The organism is Pseudomonas sp. Fl4BN1 (assembly GCF_009908285.1).
Taxonomy (GTDB): Bacteria; Pseudomonadota; Gammaproteobacteria; order Pseudomonadales; family Pseudomonadaceae; genus Aquipseudomonas.
In genome coordinates this window covers 23,073-44,592 of the sequence record NZ_JAAARM010000017.1, presented here as the reverse complement: position 1 = coordinate 44,592, position 21,520 = coordinate 23,073, and the positions used below count along the sequence as shown (strand labels likewise).

Below are 21,520 nucleotides of genomic sequence, written 5' to 3'. Positions count from 1 at the left end.
GGTTCAGCCCCTCACCGGCCAGGCCGGCTGCTGCTGGGTGATGCAATGCACCCCGCCACCGCCATGCGCCAGGTGATTGATCTGCACCGGCACCACTTCGCGCCCCGGGAAGGCCAGGGCCAACACTTCGGCCGCTTGCTGGTCGGCGGCAATGCCATAGGCCGGCATGATGATCGCGCCATTGGCGATGTAGAAGTTGGTGTAGGAGGCGCAGAACACCTCGGCCTCGGTGTCCACCGCCTCGCTGGCCTCGAACAGTTCGAGCATCTCGAAACTGCGGCCCTGGGCATCCCGCGCCAGCTCCAGGGCGCGGCGGTTGTCGCGCACCACTTCGGCATACACCGAGCTCTGGTCGCGGGTCGCGTCCACCAGCAGCACGCCAGGACGGGCGAAGGCGCAGACGCCATCCACATGGCCGTCGGTCATGTCGCCGGTGACGTAGTCCGGGTCGCCGGGCAGCCAGATGGTCTTTTTCACCCCCAGCAGGCGGCTGAAGATCTCTTCGATCTCGGCCTTGCCCAGGCCCGGGTTGCGGTTGGGATTGAGCAGCACCGACTCGGTGGTGATCAGGGTGCCCTCGCCGTCCACATGGATCGCTCCGCCCTCGTTGGCCAGGGAGGTGCCGAAGCATTCCAGGCCGAGCTGGTTGAGCAGGCGCCGGGCCAGGCTTTCATCCTGCTCATGGGCCGACTTGCCGCCCCAGGCATTGAAGCGCCAACTGACACCCGCCAGCCCTTGCTGCGGGTGGCAGACAAAACTCGGGCCGGAGTCGCGACACCAACTGTCGTTGACCGGCTGCACAACCAACTCGATGTTGGCTCCGCACAGGGCCCGGGCACCTTCCAGGGCAACAGGGTCGACCACCATTTTCACCGGTTCGAAGCGCGCAATGGCATTGGCGACCCGGGCGAAATCCTCTTGCACCTGGGCCAGGGTCACGCCCCAACCGGACTCCCACAGCGCCTGGTTGTGCGGCCAGACCATCCAGGTCGCCGCATGCACCGCCCATTCCGCAGGCATGTGCCAGCCGTTGTTTTGCTTGTCATTGCACAGCATGGAAATCGCACCTCTCAGTTAAGGTTTTGTTATCAGCCAACAAACACCAATGAAGAACAGTGCCCATGCTATGGCTTTGAAAAAGACTCAACAAACGATAGATTTAGCGCAATTCTGATTAGCCGAGCTTATCAATCATGTTAAAACACTGGCCTCCCCTGAACGCCCTGCGAGGCTTTGAAGCGGCCGCGCGCCTGGGCAGTTTCCACAAGGCGGCCGAAGAGCTGCACCTGACCCAATCGGCCATCAGCCAGCAGATCCGCAGCCTGGAAACCTTCCTCGAACAGCCGCTGTTCTACCGCAGCGGCCGCAGCGTCAGCCTGACCGATGCCGGGCATGACCTGCGCAGCACCACCCAGTCGTTGCTGCAGCAACTGGCGGTGGGCATCCGTCGCCTGGAGCAGTACCGCAAGCCCAACCAACTGGTGGTCAACACCACCCCGGCGTTCGCCCGGCACTGGTTGCTACCGCGGCTGGGGGAGTTCCACCGCCTGCACCCGGAAGTCGACCTGTGGCTGTTCACCTCCTTCGACCCGCCGGACATGAGCACCCAGACCATCGACCTGACCCTGCGCGACGACCTCAGCGCCCAGGCCGAATGCAGTTACCTGGAGCTCTACAGCGACCGCCTGTACCCGGCCTGCCACCCCTCGCTGCTGGACCAGCCCCGGGAGCTGCGGACCACCTTGCATGGCGAGCGGGAAATGGACTGGAGCCACTGGGTGGTGGAAGGCGGCGCGGACATCGGCCAGCACAGCAATGGCCTGAATTTCTCCGACCCCGGGCTGCTGCTGGACGCCGCCTGCGCTGGCCATGGGATAGCCCTGGTGAGCCAGTTGCTGGCGCAACAAGCCCGAACTCAAGGTTTGCTGGAACCCTTGTGCGAACAGCAGGTGCGCGGCCCGACCTGGGCCTGGCTGATTCACCGCGACAGCGAAAACAGCCCACTGACCCGCAGTTTCAGCCAGTGGTTGCAGCGGGTACTGCACGACTCGCAAGCGCATTGAGACACGCCCCCGGCCTGCGGCCTGCCCAGTGCAAAACCGCTTTCCATTCCTGGCGGTAACCCCGGCCACGGCGGCGCCTTAAGCTGGCGCCGGTGCAATTCGCACCGCCTTCAAGGAGCCCCGCCTGTGCTACCGGTCCACGACATCAACTGGCCCCTGTGGCTGTCCACCATGCTGCCCATGGCCCTCAGCGCTGGGCCCGGCAACCTGATGGTGGCCAGCTCCGGCGCCCAGAGCGGCGTGCGTCGTTCTCTGCGCTTTATCCTCGGGCTCGACCTGACCTATTTCCTGCTGGCCTTGCTGGTGGGGCTGGGGCTGTATCACAGCCTGGCGAACCAGCCGCAACTGCTGTGGGGGCTGCGAGTCGCCGGCAGCCTGTACATTTTCTGGCTGGGCCTGCGCCTGTTGCTGCGGCCCCTGCGCAAGCCTGGCGAGCGGGCCGTGACCCTGCAGTTTCGTGACGGCGTGGTGCTGCAACTGGGCAATGTGCAGGGCCTGGTCATGTTGCTGGTGATGTTCTCCACCTTCAGCCCGGGGACGGACGTGGGCAGCACCGCAGTGCTGACGCTCAGCGCCGCACTGATCGCGGTGAATCTGTTCGGTCATCTGCTCTGGGCCTGCCTGGGCTCCAGCCTGCAGGTCCTGCTGCGGGCCCGCCCCAGGCTGCTGGTGGCGCAGAATGCCCTGTTCGGGCTGATGCTGATGGCGGTGGCAATCTGGATCTTCCTGCGCAACGGCAGCGCCTAGCCGCTGACGCCCTACCCTCACGCTTGGTGCAGCGCCTGGCGCTGCAGCAAGTCACAGAGAAATTCCACCACCCGATCGACCCGCTCCTGGCCCTGGGTCGCCAGGTTGCGCAGCAGCCAGATGTCGGCACGGTGCGCCGGGGTCTCTGGCAACACTCGGCACAGCCCCAGGGGCTCAGCGATATAGGCCGGCAACGCGGCAATCCCCAGGTCCGCCTGCACCGCCTTGAGTTGCGCCTCCAGGTTGCTGGTACGCATCCACAACGGCTGGCCAGCGCTGAGCCGATCCAGCCAGCGCGCCAGGGGCAGATGGGCCAGGGCCTCGTTCCAGCCGATCAGCGCATGCTCGCGCAACTGCGCAGGCTCGCTGGGGCAGCCATGGATGGCGGCATACCCTGGGGAACAGAACAGTGCCTGGGTCAGCTCGCCGACCCGGCGCAGGGTGAAGTTGCCGGCCTCGGGCCGGTGCAGGCGTAGCAGCAGGTCACTGTGGCTCTGGGTGAGCTTGACCGAACGCGCGCTATTGACGAAATCGAAGCTGATCTGCGGGTGCCGCGAACGAAACTGCGCCAGGGCCGGAATGATCAAGTGGCTGCCCATCAGCTCCGGGCAGTCGATGCGCACCACCCCCGCCATGCGTGCGCCGGGCTGGGACATTTGGCGCGCCATCAGGGTGAAGCGCTCCTCGGCTTCCAGGGCCATGGGCAGCAAGGCGTGGCCCGCCTCGGTGAGGAAATACCCCTGGGTGGTCTTCAAGAACAGCAAGGTGTTCAAGGCCTCTTCCAGCACCAGGATCTTGCGCGAGACCGTCGACGCGGAAACCTTCAGCGCCTGTCCTGCATCGGTGATGTTGTTGGCGTTGGCAACCGCAATGAAAAACCGCAGATCATCCCAGTTCACGTTTACCTGCCCTATCCCTGAAAACCCAAGCCTGGAATCTTATGCGAAATCCGTACTGCGGCGGTCAGGGTTTTCTCTTGTAAAGTGAGCGCACTGAACCCAGCCAGGACAAGGAACGCCTCATGCTGCACCTGCACACCGATCGCTTGCACATGCAACCGTTGACCCGCAACGACTGGCAGCTGTTTCTAACGCTGCACAACGAACCCGAAGCCCTGCGCTACGTCTGTGACCCGTTGTCCCGGGCGCAGATCGAGGAGCGCTTCGCCTCGCGCCTGCCGCACTGGCACACCGGCGCCGAACACTGGCTGTGCCTGGTCATCCGTGATCGGCACAGTGGCGAAGAACTGGGTTTCACCGGCCTGCGGATGATCGCGCCGCACGCCGCGCAAGCCGAGGTCGGCTACCTGTTGCGCTCCCGGCACCAGGGCAAGGGCGTCGCCACTGAGTCGCTCAAGGCATTGATCGAGCATGCACGGGAAGGCCTCGGCCTGAAGTCACTCCAGGCCACCGTGACCGACGGCAACCACGGGTCCCAGCATGTGCTGGAGAAGTGCGGTTTTGTCCTGGAGCGCCGCGTTGAGCAGGCTTTCCGGCTCAACGGCGAGGACTTCGACGACCTGATTTTCCACCGCGACCTGACGGCTTGAAGCCTTGACCGTGGAGACCTCCAGCCGCCCTTCCCTTGTTGGTTTTTCTTGACAGCGGAAAATCCCAACGACTATTGTCTGACAACCTGATTACCTGAGTTTCCCCATGCTTGAGCTCCAACGTCCCGACTCTCTCGTGGTGCGCGTGGTCAATGCCATCCGCACCGAGATCGACTCTGGCCGCCTGGCTCCCGAGTCACGCCTGCCCACTGAACAGCAGCTCGCCGAGCAGTTGAACGTCAGCCGCTCGGTGATTCGTGAAGCCATTGCCCAGCTCAAGGCCGACGGCGTGCTGATCGCCCGCCGTGGCCTGGGGTCGTACATTTCCAAGACCCCGGCCGGCACCGTCTTCCGCTTTCCGCAAACCCAAGGGCGTCTGGCGGACCTGGCGCAGATGTTCGAAATGCGCCTGTGGATCGAGACCCAGGCCGCGTCGATCGCCGCCCAGCGCCGCGACGCTGCTGACCTGCAGCGCATGCAACGAGCCCTGCAGGAAATGCACGACAAACGCAGCGACCTGGAAACCGCCGCCCTGGCCGATGTGGAGTTCCACCGGGCCATCGCCGAAGCCAGCAAGAATGACTATTTCGTGGCTTTCCATGATTTCCTCGGCAGCCAGCTGGCCAGTGCCCGCAAGACCGCCTGGGAAAACTCGGCGCTGCCCCAGGTAGGCGGTTCGGCGGATGCCATCCAGGAACACCAGGCGCTGTACCAGGCCATCGCCGATGGCAACCGGCAAGCGGCCGCAGCCTGCGCCGATGCTCACTTGCGCGCATCGGCCAAGCGCCTGGGCCTGGAACTGCCGACGACCGATTAACCACTGCTAGAAAATTCACGCCCCACGCTGCACGTTTGAGAGCCGGCGCAAGCCTGCAGAGTTTTGTCGGATTAGTTAGTCTGACAACCTGATAACCAGACCTGAAACATGTGATCCAAGGTACCCAGAACAATGATCTATGACTTTTGCATCATCGGCGGCGGCATCGTCGGACTGGCCACCGCGATGGAGATCCTCAAGCGCCAGCCCGGCGCGTCGCTGGTCATCCTGGAAAAGGAAACCGTGCTGGCCAAACACCAGACCGGGCACAACAGCGGGGTGATCCATGCCGGGATCTACTACGCGCCAGGCAGCCTCAAGGCCGACTTGTGCAAGCGCGGCGCCGAGGCCACCAAGCAGTTCTGCAGTGAGCACGGGATCAAGTTCGAGGTCTGCGGCAAGGTCCTGGTGGCCTCCAACGCCCTGGAAATCCAACGCATGGAGGCCCTGTACCAGCGCTCGCAACAGAACGGCCTGAAGGTCGAGCGCCTGGACGCCGAGCAACTGCGCCAGCGCGAACCGAACATCGTCGGCCTTGGCGGGCTGTTCCTCGACGCCACCGGCATCGTCGACTACCGCGAAGTCTGCGACACCATGGCTCGGGTGATCCGCCGCGACGGTGGCGAAATCTGCCTCAGCCAGACCGTGACCGCGATCCAGGAAAGCGCCGACAGCGTCACCGTCAGCACCCACGGCGGTAGCTGGCGGGCGAAGAAGCTGGTGGCCTGCGCCGGCCTGCAATCGGACCGCCTGGCGACCCTGGCCGGGATCAGCATCGACCACCAGATCATCCCCTTCCGTGGCGAGTACTTCCGTCTGCCAGCGTCGAAGAACGACATCGTCAATCACCTGATCTACCCGATTCCCGACCCCGAGCTGCCGTTTCTCGGGGTACACCTGACCCGCATGATCGACGGCAGCGTCACCGTCGGCCCGAACGCGGTGCTGGGCCTGGGCCGCGAGAACTACCAGAAGTTCTCGATCAACTGGCGCGACGTGGCGCAGTACGCCAGCTTCCCCGGGTTCTGGAAAACCATCTGGCAGAACCTCGGCTCCGGCACCACCGAGATGAAGAACTCGCTGTTCAAGTCCGGCTACCTGGAGCAGTGCCGCAAGTACTGCCCGTCCCTGGAAGTCGACGACCTGCTGCCCTACGAAGCGGGGATCCGCGCCCAGGCGGTGATGCGCGACGGTAGCCTGGTGCACGACTTCCTGTTCGCCGAAACCCCACGCATGTTGCACGTTTGCAACGCGCCCTCACCCGCCGCCACCTCGGCCATTCCAATTGGTTCGATGATTGCCGACCGGATCTTCCAGGCGGATTGAAACACCCCGCGCCATGCCGCTCTTGCCCTGTGCCCAAGCACAGCCAGCAGGGCTGCGTGCCGCCGCAACACCCCCGGCAACGCCTTTTTTCGGCGCGCTGGACATGGCTCGCGTCAACTCGACAATAAATACAATGATCCAAGAGGATGTACAGAATGACCGCAGTTGAAACCGGCAGTACTGCAGCGGAAACCCCACAACAAACCAAGAAGCGCCTGCGCAAGGTCGCGGCGGCGACCATCTTCGGCTCGATGCTGGAGTGGTACGACTTCTACCTCTACGCCACCATGGCGGCCATCGTCTTCTCGAAGATCTTCTTCGATAACAGCGACCCGAAAACCGCCACCCTGATGGCCTTCTCCACCTTCGCCATCGGTTTTATCGCGCGCCCCTTCGGCGGCATCCTGTTCGGTTACCTGGGGGACAAGTTCGGCCGCAAGCAGGTCCTGGTGCTGACCTTCTGCCTGATGGGCGTGTGCACTGCGCTGATCGGCCTGATTCCCAGCTACGCCTCGATCGGCATCTGGGCGCCGATCCTGCTGGTGGTGATCCGCATCATCCAGGGCCTGGGGGCCGGCGCGGAACTGTCCGGCGCCGCAGTCACCTCCTACGAACACGCCAGCGAAGGCAAGCGCGGTAGCCAGGGTGCCTGGCCGGCACTGGGGTTGAACCTGGGCCTGCTGCTGTCGTCGCTGACCATCTACCTGCTGACCATCAACGGCAACGAGTTCCTGCTGGCCGGCGGCTGGCGCATTCCGTTCGTGTGCAGCATCGTCCTGGTGGCCGTCGGCCTGTGGGTGCGCAACAGCATTCCGGAAACCCCGGAGTTCAATGAGCTGAAAAAAGACGCGCCGAAAGCCCAGGTCTCACCGCTCAAGGCACTGCTGAAGAATGACCTCAAGGGCCTCGGCGTAGTGTTCTTCGTGGCCATCGGCTACAACGCCTTGAGCTACATCTTCAAGACCTTCTCCCTGGCGTACCTGACCCAGTACAAGGGCGTCGACGTGCATGTGACATCGCTGTCAGTGACCATCGCCAGCCTGATCGCCATTGTCGCCGTGCCGTTCTTCGGCTGGCTCTGCGACAAGTGGAGCAGCAAGACCGTGCTGGTGCTCGGCGGGGTGTTCTCGCTGCTGTTCGCCTACCCGTTCCTGGCCCTGCTCAACACCGGCGAAAGCTTGATGATCTACATCGCCATCGGCGTCGGCACCGGCATCCTGGCGCCAATGATGTTCGCCCCTCAGGGTTCGTTCCTCAGCCGCCAGTTCCCCACCGCGACCCGCTCCTCGGGCTTCGGCACCGGGCGCGAGATCGGCACCGCCATCGCCGGCGGCCTGGCGCCGCTGGGCGCCCTGTCCCTGGTGACCGCCTCGGCCACCCACTCCACCGATGGCGTGGTGATCATCCTCGCCGTCGCCGCGGTGCTGGTGGTGGTGTTTGCCCTGTGCGACCAGGGACGCAAGCACTCGGCGTTCAAGAACTGAGGTTGGCTGCTCCCTTCCCAGGCCGCTGCAGCGGCCTGGGGAGACTCTGCTAAGGTGGCCGCTGAACTCGTATTACGGGCCACCCCATGCCATCCAACAACCCATTCGGCGTCGATGCCGACGGCTTGATCACCCTTCCCGCTGAACCACCCTTGCAGCCCGAATACCGCGCCCTGCTCGACGAGCTGCGTGCCGCCCTCACCGCTCCCGCCAGCCCACCGCTGCACAGCCTCTACCTGTACGGCAGCGTCGCCCGTGGCACGGCCACACTCGGGGCCTCCGACCTCGACCTGTGCCTGGTCCTGCAAGATCCCGCCGATACCGCCCAGCTCCTGCATTTGGAAAATCTGCGCCAGACGCTGCAAGCGCGGCACCCTTTAGTGTCGAAGATCGATTTCGATATCGGCCACCTTGAACAGGTGCTGGCAGCCCAGAATCTCGACAGCTGGGGCTACTGGCTCAAGCACCATTGCCGCTGCCTGTGGGGCGAAGACCTGCGCCTGCGCTTTGCGCCCTTCAGGCCCAGCCGGAGGATTGCCCTGGCAGTGAACGGCGATTTTTTCGCGGTGCTGAACGACTATGCCGCCGACATCGAGCGCGAACGGCAGCCCGCGCAAATCCTCCGTCTGCAACGGCAGGCCTCGCGCAAACTCATTCGCGCCAGCAACCTGCTGCGCGCAGAACATGAGCCGAGCTGGCCCCACAGCCTGGATGAGCATGTGCGGCTGTTGCTGCAGCGCAACCCCGAAATGACAGGTCCCATCGACGAGCTGCGCCAGACCGCTGAAGCGACGACTCCCGCCGATGCCGGTTTCAGCGACCGCTTGCGGCAGATGGCGCAATGGATGAACCAGGAACTGACCCCGCCGTCACCCAGGAATTGACCCATGCAATTGCACCGTCCCCGGCAACTGCGGCACCAGGGTTTGGACCCCGATCAGCCCCGCGAGGCGCTGCCCCATGATCTGCAGGCCGCCCTGGAACTGGTGTCGCTGCCGGACAACGATTTCTGCTGGTGCCGCTGGGCCGACCAGGCCCAGACACTGCTCTGGTAAGGCCGCCGGATCAGACCTGCAGCACCTCGATTCCCAACTGTCGATAACCTTCGATATCTGCACCCGGCACCTCCTGCTCGGTCACCAGCCGGTGCAGGCGGTTGCACGGCATCACGACAAAGGGCTCCATGGCCCCCAGCTTGTCGGCAGTGGTCACGGCGATGACCTCGCTGGCGCTGTCGAACATCGCCTGCTTGATCGGCACCTCGTCGAAATGCAGGGAGCTGATGCCGATCTCCGGGTGGATCGCGCAGACCCCGGTGAACAGCAGGTCGGCCTTGATGCCCTGAATCATCCGCAGCGCTTCATGGCCGCTGGCGGACAGGGTTGCCGGGTTGAGCTGGCCACCGGCAAGTATCACCTTGACCTTGGGGTATTCGGCCAGGGCCACGGCAATCATCGGCGAGGCGGTGACCGCGGTCAGGCTGATGCCCGCCGGCAGGGACTGGGCGATATGCAGGGTGGTGGAGCCGGAATCGAACAACACCGTCTGACCCTCCCGCACCCACTGCACGGCGAACTGCGCCATGCGCACTTTCGCCTCGCTGGTTTCACCGACCCGGGTGAAGTAGTCCTTGCCGCTGTCCTTGGGCCGCGGCAGCGCGCCGCCATGGACCCGCTGCACCAGGCCAGCGGCGTCCAGCTCCGCCAGGTCGCGGCGGATGGTGTCTTCGGAGACCGCGAAATGCCGGCTCAGCTCGGTGGCCATGACCTTGCCGTCGCGTTCCAGCAGCAGCAGGATTTTCTGTCGGCGCAGGGATGGCAGCTCAGCTGCCGAGTGCAGGTCTTGCATGTTATTGCCCGCTTTTGCGTGTTTTCGCGAGATTAGCCAAGCCGCCAAGCAAAAACAACCGCTCCTGGCTAGGCGATCAGATGGGGCGCTGGCGAGCTGTACAGCGCGGCCTCACCCAAGCGTTCACGGACTAACGCCTGGGCCTGGCGGGTCATCTGGTCCAAGTGCCGGTCACGCTTTTTCTCTGCTTCGAGCATCGCCTTGCGACCATGCTGGGCCAGCAGGTAGGTATGGATTTGCCGCACTTCCACCGAGGCGTAGATCGGTGCCACATCCAGCACCGCCAACAGGCCATCGCTGCCATGGTCGCGGGTGTTCATCAGCACTTGCGGGCCACGCGCGCCCAGCAGCTGGAAACCCAGCGCTTCGAAGCAGCCGACCTTGGCCACGCTGCACGCCAGCTCGGCATGGGGATAACGCGCCAGCACCGCGTCCAGCATCTGCCGGGCAAGCCCCTGCCGGCGCTGGTTCTGCAGCACCGCCATATAGGCCACGGCGCACGCCTGGGGGTCGTCCTTGAGTGGCAGGTACAGCACAAAACCCAGCACCTGCTCCGGGTCCTGACTGTCGCTGGCGACCACCAGCTCCACCGGAATCCCCCGGGAACCGTCCATGGCCTGCAGGTACAGGAGCACCTCAAAACCAACGCCGTACTGGTACAGGTTGTACAGCGGATTGCTCGGGGCAATGGCCACCGCGCTGACGTCGGTGATGTAATCCACCACCATCTGCTGGATCTGGCTCTGGATGGCTTCGGGCGGCGGGGCTTGGAACAGGGTGATGCTGGACATCGAGGCGGTGACTCCGAGGGTTGAGGCGTGCCCGAAGGCTGCGGGCGCCGCCATGATAACCCGTCACGGGAGGCGCAGGCGCATGACAAGCGCGCCGAGCTGAACGCGGGCACTGTCGAAAAACGGGGGATGCATCTTCAGGGAGGCGCTGGCAAGGCCAGCCAGTAGCGACCGCAGCAAAGCTGCCGCCGCTACCCAAGCGAGGGGCGGATGCGCGAGGGCATCCGCGGCTGCCCCACCCGACGAACGCGGGTGGGGCCGAGGCTTACAGCGCCATGTCGGCCGCTGGATTGCTCTCTGACTTGGCCTTGCTGGCGGCCGGAGCCTGAGGCGCGTTGCCATTGACCGCCGGAGGCGTGGTCAGTTGCAGCACTTCGGCGGTGTACGCCCACTCTTTGGCTACGCGCTCAGGGCTGCCATTGAGCTGGGTGCCGTAGCTCGGCACGATTTGGTGCAGTTTTGCCTGCCAGGCCGGGGTTGCTACCTGGTCCTTGAAGACCTTCTCCAGCACGCTGAGCATGATCGGTGCAGCCGTCGAGGCACCTGGGGAGGCGCCCAGCAGGCCGGCGATGCTGCCGTCCTGGGAAGCGACGATCTCGGTGCCCAGTTTCAGCACGCCGCCCTTCTCTTCGTCACGCTTGATGATCTGCACGCGCTGACCGGCCTGCCACAGGCGCCAGTCTTCTTGCTTGGCGTTGGGGAAGTATTCCTTCAGGGCGTTGAAGCGGTCGTCATCCGACAGCATCAGTTGGCCAGCCAGGTATTCCACCAGCGGGTACTGCTCGATGCCGACTTTGGTCATCGGCCAGATGTTGTGGGTGGTGGTGCTGGTCAGCAGGTCCAGGTACGAACCTTCCTTGAGGAACTTGGTGGAGAAGGTGGCGAATGGGCCAAACAGGATGACCCGCTTGCCGTCCAGCACACGGGTGTCCAGGTGCGGTACGGACATCGGTGGCGCGCCTACCGAAGCCTTGCCATAGGCCTTGGCCAGGTGCTGCTCGGCAACGCTGGCGTTGTCGGTGACCAGGAACGAACCACCCACCGGGAAGCCGGCGTATTCGTTGGCTTCAGGAATGCCCGACTTCTGCAGCAGGTGCAGGGCACCGCCGCCAGCGCCGATGAACACGAACTTGGCGTCGGTCTCGGTTTTCGAACCGTCTTTGAGGTTCTTGTAGGTCACGTGCCACGAACCGTCTTTATTGCGCTCGATGTCCTGTACTTCGCTGGACAGCTTCAGGGCAAAGTTCGGCTGGGCCTGCAGGTGGGCGACGAACTGGCGGGTGATCTCGCCGAAGTTGACGTCGGTGCCGATCGGGCTCCAGGTCGCAGCAATCTTCTGCGCCGGATCACGACCTTCCATCATCAATGGAACCCACTTCTTGATCTGCTCGGCGTCTTCGGAGTACTGCATGCCGCTGAACAGCGGGCTGGCTTGCAGGGCTTCGTAGCGCGCCTTGAGGAACTTGATGTTGTCATCGCCCCAGACAAAGCTCATGTGCGGGGTGGAGTTGATGAACGAACGCGGGTTGTTCAGCACGCCGTTCTTGACCTGCCAGGACCAGAACTGCCGGGAGATCTGGAACGCTTCGTTGATCTCGATGGCCTTGGCGATCTCGATCTTGCCGTCCTTGCCTTCCGGGGTGTAGTTCAACTCGGCCAGGGCGGAGTGACCGGTACCGGCGTTGTTCCAGCCGTTGGAGCTTTCTTCTGCGACGCCATCCAGGCGCTCGACCATCTCCATCGACCAATCCGGTTGCAGCTCATTGAGCCAGACCGCCAGGGTCGAACTCATGATGCCGCCGCCAATCAGCAGTACATCCACTTTTTTCGGCTCAGCCGCGTGCGCGGTCGTAAGGCCTATGGACATCGCCAGCCCGATCAGGGCCGTGTTCATCTTCTTAAACATTGTTTAGTACCTACGATAGAACGCCATCCGCCGCCCCATCCTCGATCCTGCGCTGGCGCATTCAAAAGAACTGGAGGGTGGGCACACAAGGCCGACGAGACTGGCTCGACCTCAGTTTTATATCGCTCCGGCGCTGACTTCTTATCGTTTTTAGCTTCAGCTACTTGAGTGACAGTGTTGCTCAGGGCACGTCACGGGACGCAACCAACAGGCAGTTTCGCCCCACTCTTGCTCCTGCCCGCCAGTATCGAATCGACGAGCAACGCTGGCGCCCGCATTCGCGGGGCCAGCTGGAAAACAAGGGGTCGGGTTCAACCAAAGACGGTAAACGAACACTGCCTGACATTACACTCGGCGGGTTTGCCCAGACACTCCCGCACGCTTGCAAAGGACCCGATCAGGCCACTTGAAGCAAAGCATAAGGAGGGTATTTCTGCACAAACGATGAACCGATTCAGCGCAAGAATATCATTACGGCATCAGCCTGTCTTGGCCGGAGCCACTGGCCGGGCCGCCCGCAAAACCGCGAATCCCTACGACACTCGCCGCAGGCAATGCGTCACAACGACGCTGGCTTATGCCGTGCACAGAGGGCCGATCATCTCCCCAGCGAAATACTGGGCAAGGCAGGTTTACCACAACAACCCGATTGCACAGGGTGTCGCAGGGGCTTGCCAACCGGTACCAAGCGGCCAAAAGCAGCGTTATGTTCTAGCCAGCACCAAATCAAAACGCCATCATGACGATTGATCAAATCCAAAGAAGCCAATGGAATGCTGCACGCCTTTCGTCACGGAAAAAGCCGCCTGTTCAAACGCTACCTCGGACACCGAGATGAAGGTGAAGCCAGGGTCTGCGAAGAAGATGAAATCACCGCCTTGATCATGGGGCCGCTGGATTATCTACCTGCCGAAGCCATCGGCGTGTTCTGGAAAGCCGTGGTCGAACAAGACGGACAGCGCCAAGCGCTAGCCTTCCCTGCCGGCCCTGCCAGCCGTGCGCACATGCATTTCTGGCCACGTCGCGGCGTCGAGCCGGACCTGTTTGTCGAACTGCACTGGCCTGACGGGGAGCGGCGCCTGCTGCTGGTGGAGTTCAAATGGAATGCACGCTTGAGCGGTGACGATCAGTTGCATCGACAATGGCAGGAGTTCCTCCTGCCCAGCGAACGTGATGATGCCTATCACCTGTTTATCGCCCCGGAAATCAGCGCTGGCTTGAATGCCTTGAGCGAACGGGACATCTGGAACGGCCGGCTGCTACTGCGGCCGTGGACGTCGATTCTCGGTGTGTTGCGCGACCTGGAGGGTCCCGGAGCAGTGCTTCTGCAGCGCTGGTCCAGTCAGGTCAGCCGCTTTCTCGAGCAACTAGGGGTCAAACGGTTCCAGGGCTTCACCCGGCTTAATGCGCCGCCTCCCATCAAGACACCGACGCTCTTCTGGACCCCGGTAAACAGCTTCGCCGAACTAAAACCGCCTGCCGTTCCGCCTTACATCCAGCACTCTTCTTCCTTCATATGGAGTTCCATGCCATGACTACGATGTCCGATATCGGCAAGGCGATTAGAGAAAACATCATATTCGTGTCCAAGCTCGGCGCCGAGTGCGACCGCCTGGCTCAACTGATCCGGGAAGAACTTAGCCGCCTGCTGCTGTCTTCGGAAGTCGCCCGACGCTACCGGGCAGGCGGCGAGTGGCTTCAGGTCAATGCAGAGGACGACCATGGCTGGGTGTTCACCGACATTTCCAGTTCATTGCCCTTGATCATCAAACCCAAACGCTCCATTGGTGACTACCTGATCGTGCAGATCAGCCTTACCGGTATGGGAGTCGATGCCTGCGATAACCACGAACCCCTGATACACATAGGCCGGTTCAACGCCCCCATCGACTTCGACACCATCCACATGACGTTTCCACTGGATGTCGAGGACCGTGACGGGCCTGACCTGGAAAACCAGCGTCTGCTCCGCTGGGAAGATGGTTACTGGTGCTACAGCCTGCGCCTGACCGATATCAATAACCCCGCCGATGTTCAGCGCTGCATCATCAAACCCATGGCCGCGTTGCTGCTGGAGAACAGCGCGGTGAAGCTGCTGTCAGAGGCCGGGGCAGTCAAGTACGCAAAAGTACCGAAAGAACCCGGTCAGTTCCGGGCATTGCCCCGCTGACAGACACCCTGAGCAGCATCACGCTCTGAACCCAAGAACAATAAGGACCCCCATGCTCCCTACTTCCCTGCAAGACACCACCGCCCCCGAAGGCGTCTGTTTCGGCTGCGGCAGCAGCAACCACCATGGCCTGCATATCAAGAGCCACTGGCACGCAGACGGCGTGCACGTGATCGCCGAGCACCTGCCGGAGGCCAAGTACTGCGGCTGGCCGGACTTGGTGTACGGCGGCCTGATCGCGATGCTGGTGGACTGCCACTCCAACTGGACCGCCATGGCCTACCACTACCGCAACGAGCAGCGTGAGCCAGGCAGCCTGCCGCGCATCGACTGCGTGACCGGCAACCTGGGGATCAAGTTCATCAAGCCGACGCCCATGGGCGTACCCCTGACCCTGCGGGCCAAGGTCGAGGGCGAAGTGGGGCGCAAGAGCCGGGTGATCTGCGAGGTGTATGCCGGCGAGGTGCTGACCGCTGTCGGTGATTCGGTGTTTGTCCGAGTCGATACCGGGCAGTTGGCCGCCGCGGCTCACGGCCGCGACGCCTGAACCTGGAACCTGCGCCGCGCTCTACAGGGCATCTGCCTGGGACAGATGTCCATAACCCGCGGCCCGGGTAAAGTCTGCCAAGTGCCAGAGGGCGCCGTTGGCTCCCCATGTGCCATCGGGCACCTCCTCCAGCAGGATCGAGGTCATCAACGGCCGTGAGTCCGTCCCTGCACGGCAACGATCCAGAGCCTGGTGCAGGGCTTGGACATAGTCCCGACGCCGGGCAGCATCGAGCACCCCGACCGGCACCTTGACCTGGACCATGCATGGCGTAAGCCGAGCGCTGGCATCGACGCCACCGCAGGTCCAGTAACCCGGTGCCAACTCCTCCAGCAACACCCAGCACAATGCGCGCTGGCGTGGGTCGGCGCCTATCTGTTCGACTGCCAGCGCGACCTCGGTTACCTCGTGCATCACCTGCTCACGCTGTCGGGCATCGAAGATACCTTGGGGAACCTTGATCAGGATGTTGGGCATGGATCTCACCACTCAAGCAGAAAATGAACCGCTATTGAGCCTGTTGCCGATCCCGGCCAACAGCGACCGATTTGACATCTTTCAGGCATAATCAGCCAATGAACGATTTCACTGTCCTGCTGCTTCCCGGCGCCTTTGCCTCCAGCGTCGCCCTGACCCTGGACATACTCTCCACCGCTGCCCTGCTGGCACCACGCCTGGGGCTGGGCGCTCCGCGGTGGCGGGTATGCGCCCTGCAGGGGGGCCAGGTATCCCTGGGCCAAGGTCTGCTGCTGGAGGTCGAGGCCCTGGGCGACGGCGCCGCCGACCGCTCCTGCTGGATCCTGCCTGGGCTGGGCATCGATGTTCCCGAGGCCATCGAGCAGCGCCTGCAGCAAGCGGATATAGCGCCACTGCTCAGTGTTTTGCGCAGACATGTGCAAGAAGGAGGAGAAGTCGCGGCCTCCTGTTCGGCGGTGTTCCTGCTGCACGCCGCCGACTTGATCCGAGGACGCCGGGTCACCACTTCCTGGTGGTTGGCGCCACTGCTGCAAGAGCGCGCCCGCGACAGCCACGTGGATCCGGATCAGATGCTGATCGTCGATACCCCCCTGACCACCGCGGGTGCCGCCCTGGGCCAGTCCGACCTGTTGCTGCACCTGCTGCGCAGCCGCTTCTCGCCAGCCCTGGCGGATGCGGTCGGACAGGTGCTGCTGATCGATCGGCGGCAACTGCAAGCACCTTATGCGGTGCCGGCGATGATGGCCCAGGGCAACGTCCTGATCGGCCGCATCATCGCCCATATCGAAACCTGCCTGCCCAGGCTGCCCAGTGTCGGCGAACTGGCAGCCCAGTTCGGCATGTCCGAACGCACCTTGGCCCGCCAGGTGCGCAAGGCCACCGGCCACAGCAGCCTGCGCTTGATCCACAGCGTGCAACTGAACCGAGCCCGGGGCCTGCTGCAAAACAGCAAGTACTCGGTGGAAAACATAGCCGAACAGGTGGGTTACCAGGACGCCACCGCGCTGCGCCGGCTGATGCGCAAAATGCTCAATGCCACCCCGCGCCAATTGCGTTGACTCCTGACGAACCGCAGATGCCTGCGACTTTTGCTACATTGCCCGCTTTGTCTTTCCCCACATAGGAAATCGTCCCTGACCATGGATATTCAGGAGCTCCAGCAACGCCTGGCCAAACCTGCGGTAAAGTTCAACGCCGGCGGCTTTCGCCCCAGCCACAGCGATGAAGAAAGCTGGCTGGGCCGGGTTTTTCTGTTTCGCGAAGATGAGGAGCTGCCACGCAACGCCGCCGGTGAAACCCTGCTGCCCTTCGCCCAGTTCCATCTGCCCAGCCTGCCGTTTCACAGCCCGCTGCTGCATGGGGTGCGCATCCTCACAGTGTTCGTCGCCAACCCCTTCCCCAACCCACTGGAACCCATGGGCGAGCGCTGGCTGATCCGCGAATACCGCAACGACGAGGTGCTGGTGCGCAAGGAGCTGACAGCCCCGGGCGCGTTCCTCAAGCCCTTCCCCTTGAAGGCCGAAATCGTGGCCGCGGACTACCCGTTATGGGATCGCGGTGGCGTGCCCGAGGACCTGGAACAGGCAATCGTCGAGCTGGAACGCGCCGGCACCATCGAGTGCTACTACGACCTGGTGGAGCACTGCTACGAACACAAGCTGGGGGGCTACCCGTCCTTCTGCCAGTCGGGGATCGATCCGGGGGAAGGCTTCGAATTCGTCATGCAGATTTCTTCCGACGCCAAGATCAACCTGAATGTGGTTCATAGCGGCAGCCTGATGTTCTGGAAGCACCCGGCCAGCGGCGAGTGGGCACTGTATTTCGACTTTTATTGAAGCGTGCGCGCTTAACGTCAATTTCATCCCGCAGCGGATGAAAAGCCCTGGCGCTGGGTGCATCATGGCGCAGTCAATTTCTGGGAGAGCTTCATGCGCTTGCGCTTATTGCTATTGCCTGCTGTTGCGTTGTCACTGGGCCTGTCGGGTTCGGCCAGCGCGGCGGCGGATGATCAGTCGCAGCTGATCGAGTCGATCAACGCCTATCGCAGCCAGCCACAACGCTGCGCCAACCAGGCCTCGCCGGAACTGCCGCCACTGAACAGCGAGCCACGCCTGGTGCTGCCGGTGGACAACGTCGGTGACCTGCAGCAAGCCCTGGTGCGGGCCGCCTACCCGATGGTCAATGTGCAAGCCATCAGCCTCTCCGGCCCCCGGGATGCCCAGGCCGCCATGCAGGCGATACGCGAGAGTTTCTGCCAAGTGGTGCTGGACCCGCAGTTCGTCGATATCGGCATCAATCGTCAGGCCAACCAGTGGCGCATCGTCCTCGCCCGCCCACTGCTGTCCGCACGCCTGGGGGATTGGCAAGCCGAAGGCCAGCAACTGCTGGTGCAGATCAACAGTGCCCGCAGCCAGCCGCGGCAATGCGGCGGCCAAAGCTTTACCGCCACTGCGCCACTGACCTGGAACGCCACCCTGGGCAGCGCCGCGCAAGAGCACAGCCGGGCCATGGCCAACCAGAACTACTTCGATCACAAGGACCATGACGGCCGCACTCCGGCTGACCGCGCCGAGCTTGCAGGTTATGCCGGCCAGCAAGTGGGTGAGAACATCGCCGCCGGCCAGGACACCGTGCGCAAGGTGGTGGACGGCTGGCTGGCCAGCCCCGGGCATTGCGCCAACCTGATGAACCCGACCTATAGCGAACTGGGCGCAGCCTATGCGGTGGACCCGAAAAGCGACGCGGGCATCTACTGGACGGCGATGTTCGGCGCGCCATGAACCCGTGTATTGAAGACTCAGGCCCGGGCCTTGTCTCGCCTCCTCTTTCCATGAACCGCCCAACTGCGCCGTGGCCCGGGTGAATATGTGTACGGCTATGCCAAGCAAGACCTGCAGGCCAAACCCTTTCTCCTGGGCTGGCACCTAGAGGTACTGGCCTCCACCTAGGGCCCGCAACAGCGCTTCAGCAAATTGCGCCAGGACAAAAAAGCCCCGAACATTCGGGGCTTTTTTGCGCAAGCGGTACCTGGGTCATTTATTGGTCGCAACCTGCCCCGCCTGCCCCTGGGTCACCAGGGCCTTGAGCGATACGTCGAACTGTTTCAGGGCGTCGACCTGCAGCTCGGTCTGCTGGTTGATCTGTGCGGCGATCTCCGGCGCGGCCTTGCCACGGACCCAGACCGAAGGCAATTCCTTGGCCTGGAGACCTTCGGCCTGACCGATATATTGCAGGTTGGCGTCGTAGAACTTGGCAATGAAGCGCGCCTCGACCTTGCTGTTGCTCTTGGTCACCAACTGGTTATAGGTATCGAGCATCACCACCACATCGGGATGGGCCTGGACCACCGCGTCGAGGCTGTCGTAGACGGTCACCGAAGTGAAATGTTGCTGCAACGAAGCCATCAGCCAGTTGATTGCCAGTTTCGGATCGGAACTGCTGATGAAGGCCTGGCTGATGCGTGGATCGAGGCCGGCATGCTTGGCGCCGTTGAGCGCCACGGAGTGGTAACGCTCCAGGTACTCGAGGGTATTGACGGTGTTTTCGCTGTACAGCACTCCCACCGATTGTGCGTGCTGCAAATCGACAGTGCTGTCGGCCATGGGCAGGAAGTGGCAGGACGCATCATCCGCGGCGGACACCATTGCAGAGGCACCGGCTCCCGCGATCAAGACAACGACAAAGGTCAGTAACGTCGAGATTCTCATCGGGTGCATCCTTCTGCAGCAGGTACGGTGTAAGTGCCATCTTCCTCCTTTATCAGAAAAACGGAACCTGCACTTTTTGATGATAACTATCGATTGCAACAATGGTTGACAATGGATCTGAGTACGCCTGCGCGCCACCGGTGCAGCGACTGTTGCAAACGGCAAGCGGCAGACCAGAAGCGATCATTTTTTGGCTTACAGCGCGTCACGGCCGCTATAGAATCATCCCCCCTCTTTCTCCCAACGAGTCCGAAACATGGATGCTCACTCGATACTGACCTACACCCTGGTAGCCGCGATCGCCATCGCCAGCCCTGGCCCGGCGACCTTGATGGCGCTGCATAACAGCGTGGCCTACGGCGCCAAGTCCACCTTGTGGTCGTCCCTGGGCAATATCAGCGGCCTGTTCTGCATGTCCGCTGCGGCGATGCTCGGCCTGGGGGCGTTGATCGCCAGTTCCGAATGGATCTTCAACGCGGTGAAAATTGCCGGTGCCGGCTACCTGTTCTACCTCGGGGCCAAGCAGTTGTTCAGCAAGAGCCAACTGCTCAGTGATGCCAGCCTGAACAACGGCCAGGTCAGCAACCCGCCGCGCCTCAAGCTGTTCAAGTCGGCGTTCCTGACCGCAGCCACCAATCCCAAGGCGACGATCTTCTTCACCGCGCTGTTTCCCCAGTTCATCGACCAGCACGCGGCGCTGTTGCCACAGTTCTTTATCCTGACCCTGATCTTCATGGCTCTGTCGCTGATCTCCCTCAGCGTCTACGCCCTGCTCGCTTCCCGGGCCAAAGGCGTGCTGACCCGCCCGGCACTGTCCAAGTGGGTCAATCGTGTGGTGGGCTCCACCTTCATCTTCTTCGGCAGCACCATCCTGGCGATGCGCCGGCAAACGGCTTAGGCAAGCACGCGCTATGCACATCGATCTGCTGAACGAGTCGCTACTGGGGCACTGGCAAACCCGTGCCGGAGTGATGCAATGCGAACTGCAGTTCGGCAGCCGCCTGATCTACGTCCAGCACCCCTGCAACGAAGCGCCACAACCCAGGCTGGCGACCGCACAGAAACAGGTGCAGGCCACCTGGGATGACATCCCCCAGGCTCTGGCTTTCGCCGAGCAGCAGTGTGAGCCGGGCATCCGCAAGTTGTGGCAGCTGTACCAGCAGCGGGTCTTGCAGTGCCCGCCGCTGGAGGTCTATTCGATTCATTTCGAGATCGACAGTGCGCATCCGTCCTACAGCATTTCGCAAAACCCTGACTTCGACTGGCACCAGGTCGTGATGGTCCAGGACCACCTGGGTCTGGAGCATTCCCTTGAACTGGCGCAGTTCGAGCCCAGGGATGACTTCTGGCTCAGTGTGCGACGCCTGGGTGCCGGGCAGTTTCAGAACGACGCCTGAACCGCCGGCGACAAGTCGGCAACGCGACCTCAGCCCTTCTTCTGCAAGCTCTTGAGCCGTGCGCTGGCGCGCTGCACCGCGGCCATCTTCTCCGGGCGCTTCATGCGTTTCCATTTGCGGATATCGTCCTTGGTGCGCCCACAACTCACGCACAGCTCACCACTGAGCTGGCACAGGGCGATACAGGGATTGTCGATTTCCTTGGCCATAGATCAACCCCGCCCCGGGCGCAGGCGCGCCAGACGCTGGGCCCAGTCGCCGCCATTGATTCTGCGGCACTGCTCTTCGCTGTCGAAGAACACATGGGCCGCCAGTGGATCAAGCTGGATATCAGCCTCGCCCAGGGCCTGGGCAGTCAGTTCGATCATTCGCGCGCCCTCACCGGCCGCCAGGGCCCGGTTCTTGTCGGCCTGGCTGACGAAGACCCAGACCACCGCCAGGCTGGCAGGAAAAGCCGCGTAGTCAACGGCATGGCTCAACCAGGAAAAACCGACAATTTCGGCCTTGGCGGTTTCGCAGGCTTCGGTCAGGGTCTCGGCTAGCAGGCGCTCCATGGCCGCCTGCTGGCGTTTGTTCAGTTGCATGGACGGCCCCTTGGGTGATGGCGGACGAAAAAGCCGCCTAAGATACCGCAAAGGCCTCGCTTGCTCTGCAGGTTTGCGTCTAGGCTTGCTCCTCCAATCTGTTCAAG

Annotated in this window: 25 protein-coding genes; 16 read left to right on the top strand and 9 right to left on the bottom strand. The window is 62.8% G+C overall.

The features are described from left to right. Window positions 1-3: 3 nt before the first annotated feature. Entirely contained in the window at window positions 4-1,056 is a 1,053-nt protein-coding gene (locus GV818_RS19475) for an agmatine deiminase family protein (protein WP_161777267.1), read from the bottom strand. Between the two features lie 137 nt (window positions 1,057-1,193). Between GV818_RS19475 and GV818_RS19470 the strand changes: the two genes are divergently transcribed. Together GV818_RS19470 and GV818_RS19465 are read left to right on the top strand one after the other, a co-directional pair. After that, window positions 1,194-2,063, top strand: coding sequence for a LysR family transcriptional regulator (locus GV818_RS19470; RefSeq protein WP_161777266.1), 870 nt, complete (start codon window positions 1,194-1,196; stop codon window positions 2,061-2,063). Between the two features lie 126 nt (window positions 2,064-2,189). Further along, window positions 2,190-2,810: a LysE family translocator gene (locus GV818_RS19465; protein WP_161777265.1), complete on the top strand. Its 621-nt coding sequence runs from the start codon at window positions 2,190-2,192 to the stop codon at window positions 2,808-2,810. Window positions 2,811-2,827: 17 nt separating this feature from the next. Here the strand turns inward: GV818_RS19465 and GV818_RS19460 are convergent, their stop codons facing one another. Further along, window positions 2,828-3,709, bottom strand: coding sequence for a LysR family transcriptional regulator (locus tag GV818_RS19460; protein ID WP_161759109.1), 882 nt, complete (start codon window positions 3,707-3,709; stop codon window positions 2,828-2,830). A 122-nt stretch (window positions 3,710-3,831) separates the two neighbouring features. Between GV818_RS19460 and GV818_RS19455 the strand changes: the two genes are divergently transcribed. The 6 genes from GV818_RS19455 to GV818_RS19430 all read left to right on the top strand — a co-directional run bounded on the left by GV818_RS19455 (window position 3,832) and on the right by GV818_RS19430 (window position 9,041). Further along, window positions 3,832-4,359 carry a GNAT family N-acetyltransferase gene (locus GV818_RS19455; protein WP_161777264.1) on the top strand — a complete coding sequence of 176 codons (528 nt, stop codon included), beginning with the start codon at window positions 3,832-3,834 and terminating at the stop codon, window positions 4,357-4,359. Between the two features lie 106 nt (window positions 4,360-4,465). Next, on the top strand, window positions 4,466-5,176 hold the full coding sequence (locus GV818_RS19450; RefSeq protein WP_161759107.1) for a FadR/GntR family transcriptional regulator: 711 nt from the start codon (window positions 4,466-4,468) through the stop codon (window positions 5,174-5,176). 132 nt (window positions 5,177-5,308) lie between these two features. Continuing rightward, a complete protein-coding gene (gene lhgO, locus GV818_RS19445) occupies window positions 5,309-6,502 on the top strand; it encodes an L-2-hydroxyglutarate oxidase (RefSeq protein WP_161759106.1) in 1,194 nt (397 codons plus the stop codon). Window positions 6,503-6,657: 155 nt separating this feature from the next. Next, window positions 6,658-7,986, top strand: coding sequence for an MFS transporter (locus GV818_RS19440; RefSeq protein WP_161777263.1), 1,329 nt, complete (start codon window positions 6,658-6,660; stop codon window positions 7,984-7,986). 86 nt (window positions 7,987-8,072) lie between these two features. Next, window positions 8,073-8,870 carry a nucleotidyltransferase domain-containing protein gene (locus GV818_RS19435; protein ID WP_161777262.1) on the top strand — a complete coding sequence of 266 codons (798 nt, stop codon included), beginning with the start codon at window positions 8,073-8,075 and terminating at the stop codon, window positions 8,868-8,870. Window positions 8,871-8,873: 3 nt separating this feature from the next. Continuing rightward, a complete protein-coding gene (locus tag GV818_RS19430) occupies window positions 8,874-9,041 on the top strand; it encodes a hypothetical protein (protein WP_161777261.1) in 168 nt (55 codons plus the stop codon). Between the two features lie 10 nt (window positions 9,042-9,051). On the opposite strand, the gene GV818_RS19425 is transcribed toward GV818_RS19430, so the two are convergent. The 3 genes from GV818_RS19425 to mqo form a co-directional block, all read right to left on the bottom strand. Continuing rightward, entirely contained in the window at window positions 9,052-9,834 is a 783-nt protein-coding gene (locus tag GV818_RS19425; protein ID WP_161777260.1) for a DeoR/GlpR family DNA-binding transcription regulator, read from the bottom strand. A 68-nt stretch (window positions 9,835-9,902) separates the two neighbouring features. After that, the gene (locus tag GV818_RS19420; RefSeq protein ID WP_161777259.1) at window positions 9,903-10,625 is read right to left on the bottom strand and encodes a GNAT family N-acetyltransferase; all 723 of its coding nucleotides are present in this window, start codon (window positions 10,623-10,625) and stop codon (window positions 9,903-9,905) included. Between the two features lie 265 nt (window positions 10,626-10,890). Next, a complete protein-coding gene (gene mqo / locus GV818_RS19415) occupies window positions 10,891-12,531 on the bottom strand; it encodes a malate dehydrogenase (quinone) (RefSeq protein WP_161759100.1) in 1,641 nt (546 codons plus the stop codon). Between the two features lie 773 nt (window positions 12,532-13,304). On the opposite strand from mqo, the gene GV818_RS19410 reads away from it, so the two are divergent. From GV818_RS19410 to GV818_RS19400, 3 genes are read left to right on the top strand one after another with little or no spacing between them, the layout of a single operon-like run. Continuing rightward, window positions 13,305-14,066, top strand: coding sequence for a hypothetical protein (locus GV818_RS19410; RefSeq protein ID WP_161777258.1), 762 nt, complete (start codon window positions 13,305-13,307; stop codon window positions 14,064-14,066). Then, a complete protein-coding gene (locus GV818_RS19405) occupies window positions 14,063-14,701 on the top strand; it encodes a hypothetical protein (RefSeq protein WP_161777257.1) in 639 nt (212 codons plus the stop codon). The genes GV818_RS19410 and GV818_RS19405 overlap by 4 nt, the downstream gene beginning before the upstream one ends. A 52-nt stretch (window positions 14,702-14,753) precedes the next feature. Further along, window positions 14,754-15,248, top strand: a complete 495-nt coding sequence (locus GV818_RS19400; RefSeq protein ID WP_161777256.1) for a PaaI family thioesterase — start codon at window positions 14,754-14,756, stop codon at window positions 15,246-15,248. 21 nt (window positions 15,249-15,269) lie between these two features. On the opposite strand, the gene GV818_RS19395 is transcribed toward GV818_RS19400, so the two are convergent. Then, a complete protein-coding gene (locus GV818_RS19395) occupies window positions 15,270-15,725 on the bottom strand; it encodes a tautomerase family protein (protein ID WP_178125003.1) in 456 nt (151 codons plus the stop codon). Between the two features lie 98 nt (window positions 15,726-15,823). On the opposite strand from GV818_RS19395, the gene GV818_RS19390 reads away from it, so the two are divergent. From GV818_RS19390 to GV818_RS19380, 3 genes are all read left to right on the top strand, one after another. Continuing rightward, a complete protein-coding gene (locus GV818_RS19390; protein ID WP_161759097.1) occupies window positions 15,824-16,783 on the top strand; it encodes a GlxA family transcriptional regulator in 960 nt (319 codons plus the stop codon). A gap of 81 nt (window positions 16,784-16,864) precedes the next feature. Then, window positions 16,865-17,560, top strand: coding sequence for a DUF1963 domain-containing protein (locus tag GV818_RS19385; RefSeq protein WP_161759096.1), 696 nt, complete (start codon window positions 16,865-16,867; stop codon window positions 17,558-17,560). Between the two features lie 93 nt (window positions 17,561-17,653). Further along, window positions 17,654-18,505 carry a CAP domain-containing protein gene (locus tag GV818_RS19380; protein WP_161777254.1) on the top strand — a complete coding sequence of 284 codons (852 nt, stop codon included), beginning with the start codon at window positions 17,654-17,656 and terminating at the stop codon, window positions 18,503-18,505. Between the two features lie 252 nt (window positions 18,506-18,757). On the opposite strand, the gene GV818_RS19375 is transcribed toward GV818_RS19380, so the two are convergent. After that, window positions 18,758-19,432 carry an ATPase gene (locus tag GV818_RS19375; protein ID WP_161759094.1) on the bottom strand — a complete coding sequence of 225 codons (675 nt, stop codon included), beginning with the start codon at window positions 19,430-19,432 and terminating at the stop codon, window positions 18,758-18,760. Window positions 19,433-19,688: 256 nt separating this feature from the next. On the opposite strand from GV818_RS19375, the gene GV818_RS19370 reads away from it, so the two are divergent. Together GV818_RS19370 and GV818_RS19365 are read left to right on the top strand one after the other, a co-directional pair. Then, the gene (locus GV818_RS19370) at window positions 19,689-20,330 is read left to right on the top strand and encodes a LysE family translocator (RefSeq protein WP_161759093.1); all 642 of its coding nucleotides are present in this window, start codon (window positions 19,689-19,691) and stop codon (window positions 20,328-20,330) included. Window positions 20,331-20,343: 13 nt separating this feature from the next. Beyond that, complete coding sequence (locus GV818_RS19365) at window positions 20,344-20,829, top strand: hypothetical protein (RefSeq protein WP_161777253.1); 486 nt, start codon at window positions 20,344-20,346, stop codon at window positions 20,827-20,829. Window positions 20,830-20,858: 29 nt separating this feature from the next. Here the strand turns inward: GV818_RS19365 and GV818_RS19360 are convergent, their stop codons facing one another. Both GV818_RS19360 and GV818_RS19355 read right to left on the bottom strand, forming a co-directional pair. Beyond that, the gene (locus tag GV818_RS19360; RefSeq protein ID WP_161759091.1) at window positions 20,859-21,038 is read right to left on the bottom strand and encodes a DUF1289 domain-containing protein; all 180 of its coding nucleotides are present in this window, start codon (window positions 21,036-21,038) and stop codon (window positions 20,859-20,861) included. A gap of 3 nt (window positions 21,039-21,041) precedes the next feature. Then, the gene (locus GV818_RS19355) at window positions 21,042-21,413 is read right to left on the bottom strand and encodes a hypothetical protein (RefSeq protein WP_161777252.1); all 372 of its coding nucleotides are present in this window, start codon (window positions 21,411-21,413) and stop codon (window positions 21,042-21,044) included. Between the last annotated feature and the right edge of the window lie 107 nt (window positions 21,414-21,520).

What these genes read in the sequence shown, in the direction of transcription:
- GV818_RS19435 (WP_161777262.1), top strand. Translation starts at nt 8,073, where the DNA reads ATGCCATCCAACAACCCATTCGGCGTCGATGCCGACGGCTTGATCACC.
- GV818_RS19370 (WP_161759093.1), top strand. Translation starts at nt 19,689, where the DNA reads ATGGATGCTCACTCGATACTGACCTACACCCTGGTAGCCGCGATCGCC.
- GV818_RS19355 (WP_161777252.1), bottom strand. Translation starts at nt 21,413, where the DNA reads ATGCAACTGAACAAACGCCAGCAGGCGGCCATGGAGCGCCTGCTAGCC.
- GV818_RS19405 (WP_161777257.1), top strand. Translation starts at nt 14,063, where the DNA reads ATGACTACGATGTCCGATATCGGCAAGGCGATTAGAGAAAACATCATA.
- GV818_RS19440 (WP_161777263.1), top strand. Translation starts at nt 6,658, where the DNA reads ATGACCGCAGTTGAAACCGGCAGTACTGCAGCGGAAACCCCACAACAA.
- GV818_RS19360 (WP_161759091.1), bottom strand. Translation starts at nt 21,038, where the DNA reads ATGGCCAAGGAAATCGACAATCCCTGTATCGCCCTGTGCCAGCTCAGT.
- lhgO (WP_161759106.1), top strand. Translation starts at nt 5,309, where the DNA reads ATGATCTATGACTTTTGCATCATCGGCGGCGGCATCGTCGGACTGGCC.
- GV818_RS19395 (WP_178125003.1), bottom strand. Translation starts at nt 15,725, where the DNA reads ATGCCCAACATCCTGATCAAGGTTCCCCAAGGTATCTTCGATGCCCGA.
- mqo (WP_161759100.1), bottom strand. Translation starts at nt 12,531, where the DNA reads ATGTTTAAGAAGATGAACACGGCCCTGATCGGGCTGGCGATGTCCATA.
- GV818_RS19390 (WP_161759097.1), top strand. Translation starts at nt 15,824, where the DNA reads ATGAACGATTTCACTGTCCTGCTGCTTCCCGGCGCCTTTGCCTCCAGC.
- GV818_RS19455 (WP_161777264.1), top strand. Translation starts at nt 3,832, where the DNA reads ATGCTGCACCTGCACACCGATCGCTTGCACATGCAACCGTTGACCCGC.
- GV818_RS19470 (WP_161777266.1), top strand. Translation starts at nt 1,194, where the DNA reads ATGTTAAAACACTGGCCTCCCCTGAACGCCCTGCGAGGCTTTGAAGCG.
- GV818_RS19375 (WP_161759094.1), bottom strand. Translation starts at nt 19,432, where the DNA reads ATGAGAATCTCGACGTTACTGACCTTTGTCGTTGTCTTGATCGCGGGA.
- GV818_RS19420 (WP_161777259.1), bottom strand. Translation starts at nt 10,625, where the DNA reads ATGTCCAGCATCACCCTGTTCCAAGCCCCGCCGCCCGAAGCCATCCAG.
- GV818_RS19380 (WP_161777254.1), top strand. Translation starts at nt 17,654, where the DNA reads ATGCGCTTGCGCTTATTGCTATTGCCTGCTGTTGCGTTGTCACTGGGC.
- GV818_RS19475 (WP_161777267.1), bottom strand. Translation starts at nt 1,056, where the DNA reads ATGCTGTGCAATGACAAGCAAAACAACGGCTGGCACATGCCTGCGGAA.
- GV818_RS19385 (WP_161759096.1), top strand. Translation starts at nt 16,865, where the DNA reads ATGGATATTCAGGAGCTCCAGCAACGCCTGGCCAAACCTGCGGTAAAG.
- GV818_RS19430 (WP_161777261.1), top strand. Translation starts at nt 8,874, where the DNA reads ATGCAATTGCACCGTCCCCGGCAACTGCGGCACCAGGGTTTGGACCCC.
- GV818_RS19365 (WP_161777253.1), top strand. Translation starts at nt 20,344, where the DNA reads ATGCACATCGATCTGCTGAACGAGTCGCTACTGGGGCACTGGCAAACC.
- GV818_RS19400 (WP_161777256.1), top strand. Translation starts at nt 14,754, where the DNA reads ATGCTCCCTACTTCCCTGCAAGACACCACCGCCCCCGAAGGCGTCTGT.
- GV818_RS19410 (WP_161777258.1), top strand. Translation starts at nt 13,305, where the DNA reads ATGCTGCACGCCTTTCGTCACGGAAAAAGCCGCCTGTTCAAACGCTAC.
- GV818_RS19450 (WP_161759107.1), top strand. Translation starts at nt 4,466, where the DNA reads ATGCTTGAGCTCCAACGTCCCGACTCTCTCGTGGTGCGCGTGGTCAAT.
- GV818_RS19425 (WP_161777260.1), bottom strand. Translation starts at nt 9,834, where the DNA reads ATGCAAGACCTGCACTCGGCAGCTGAGCTGCCATCCCTGCGCCGACAG.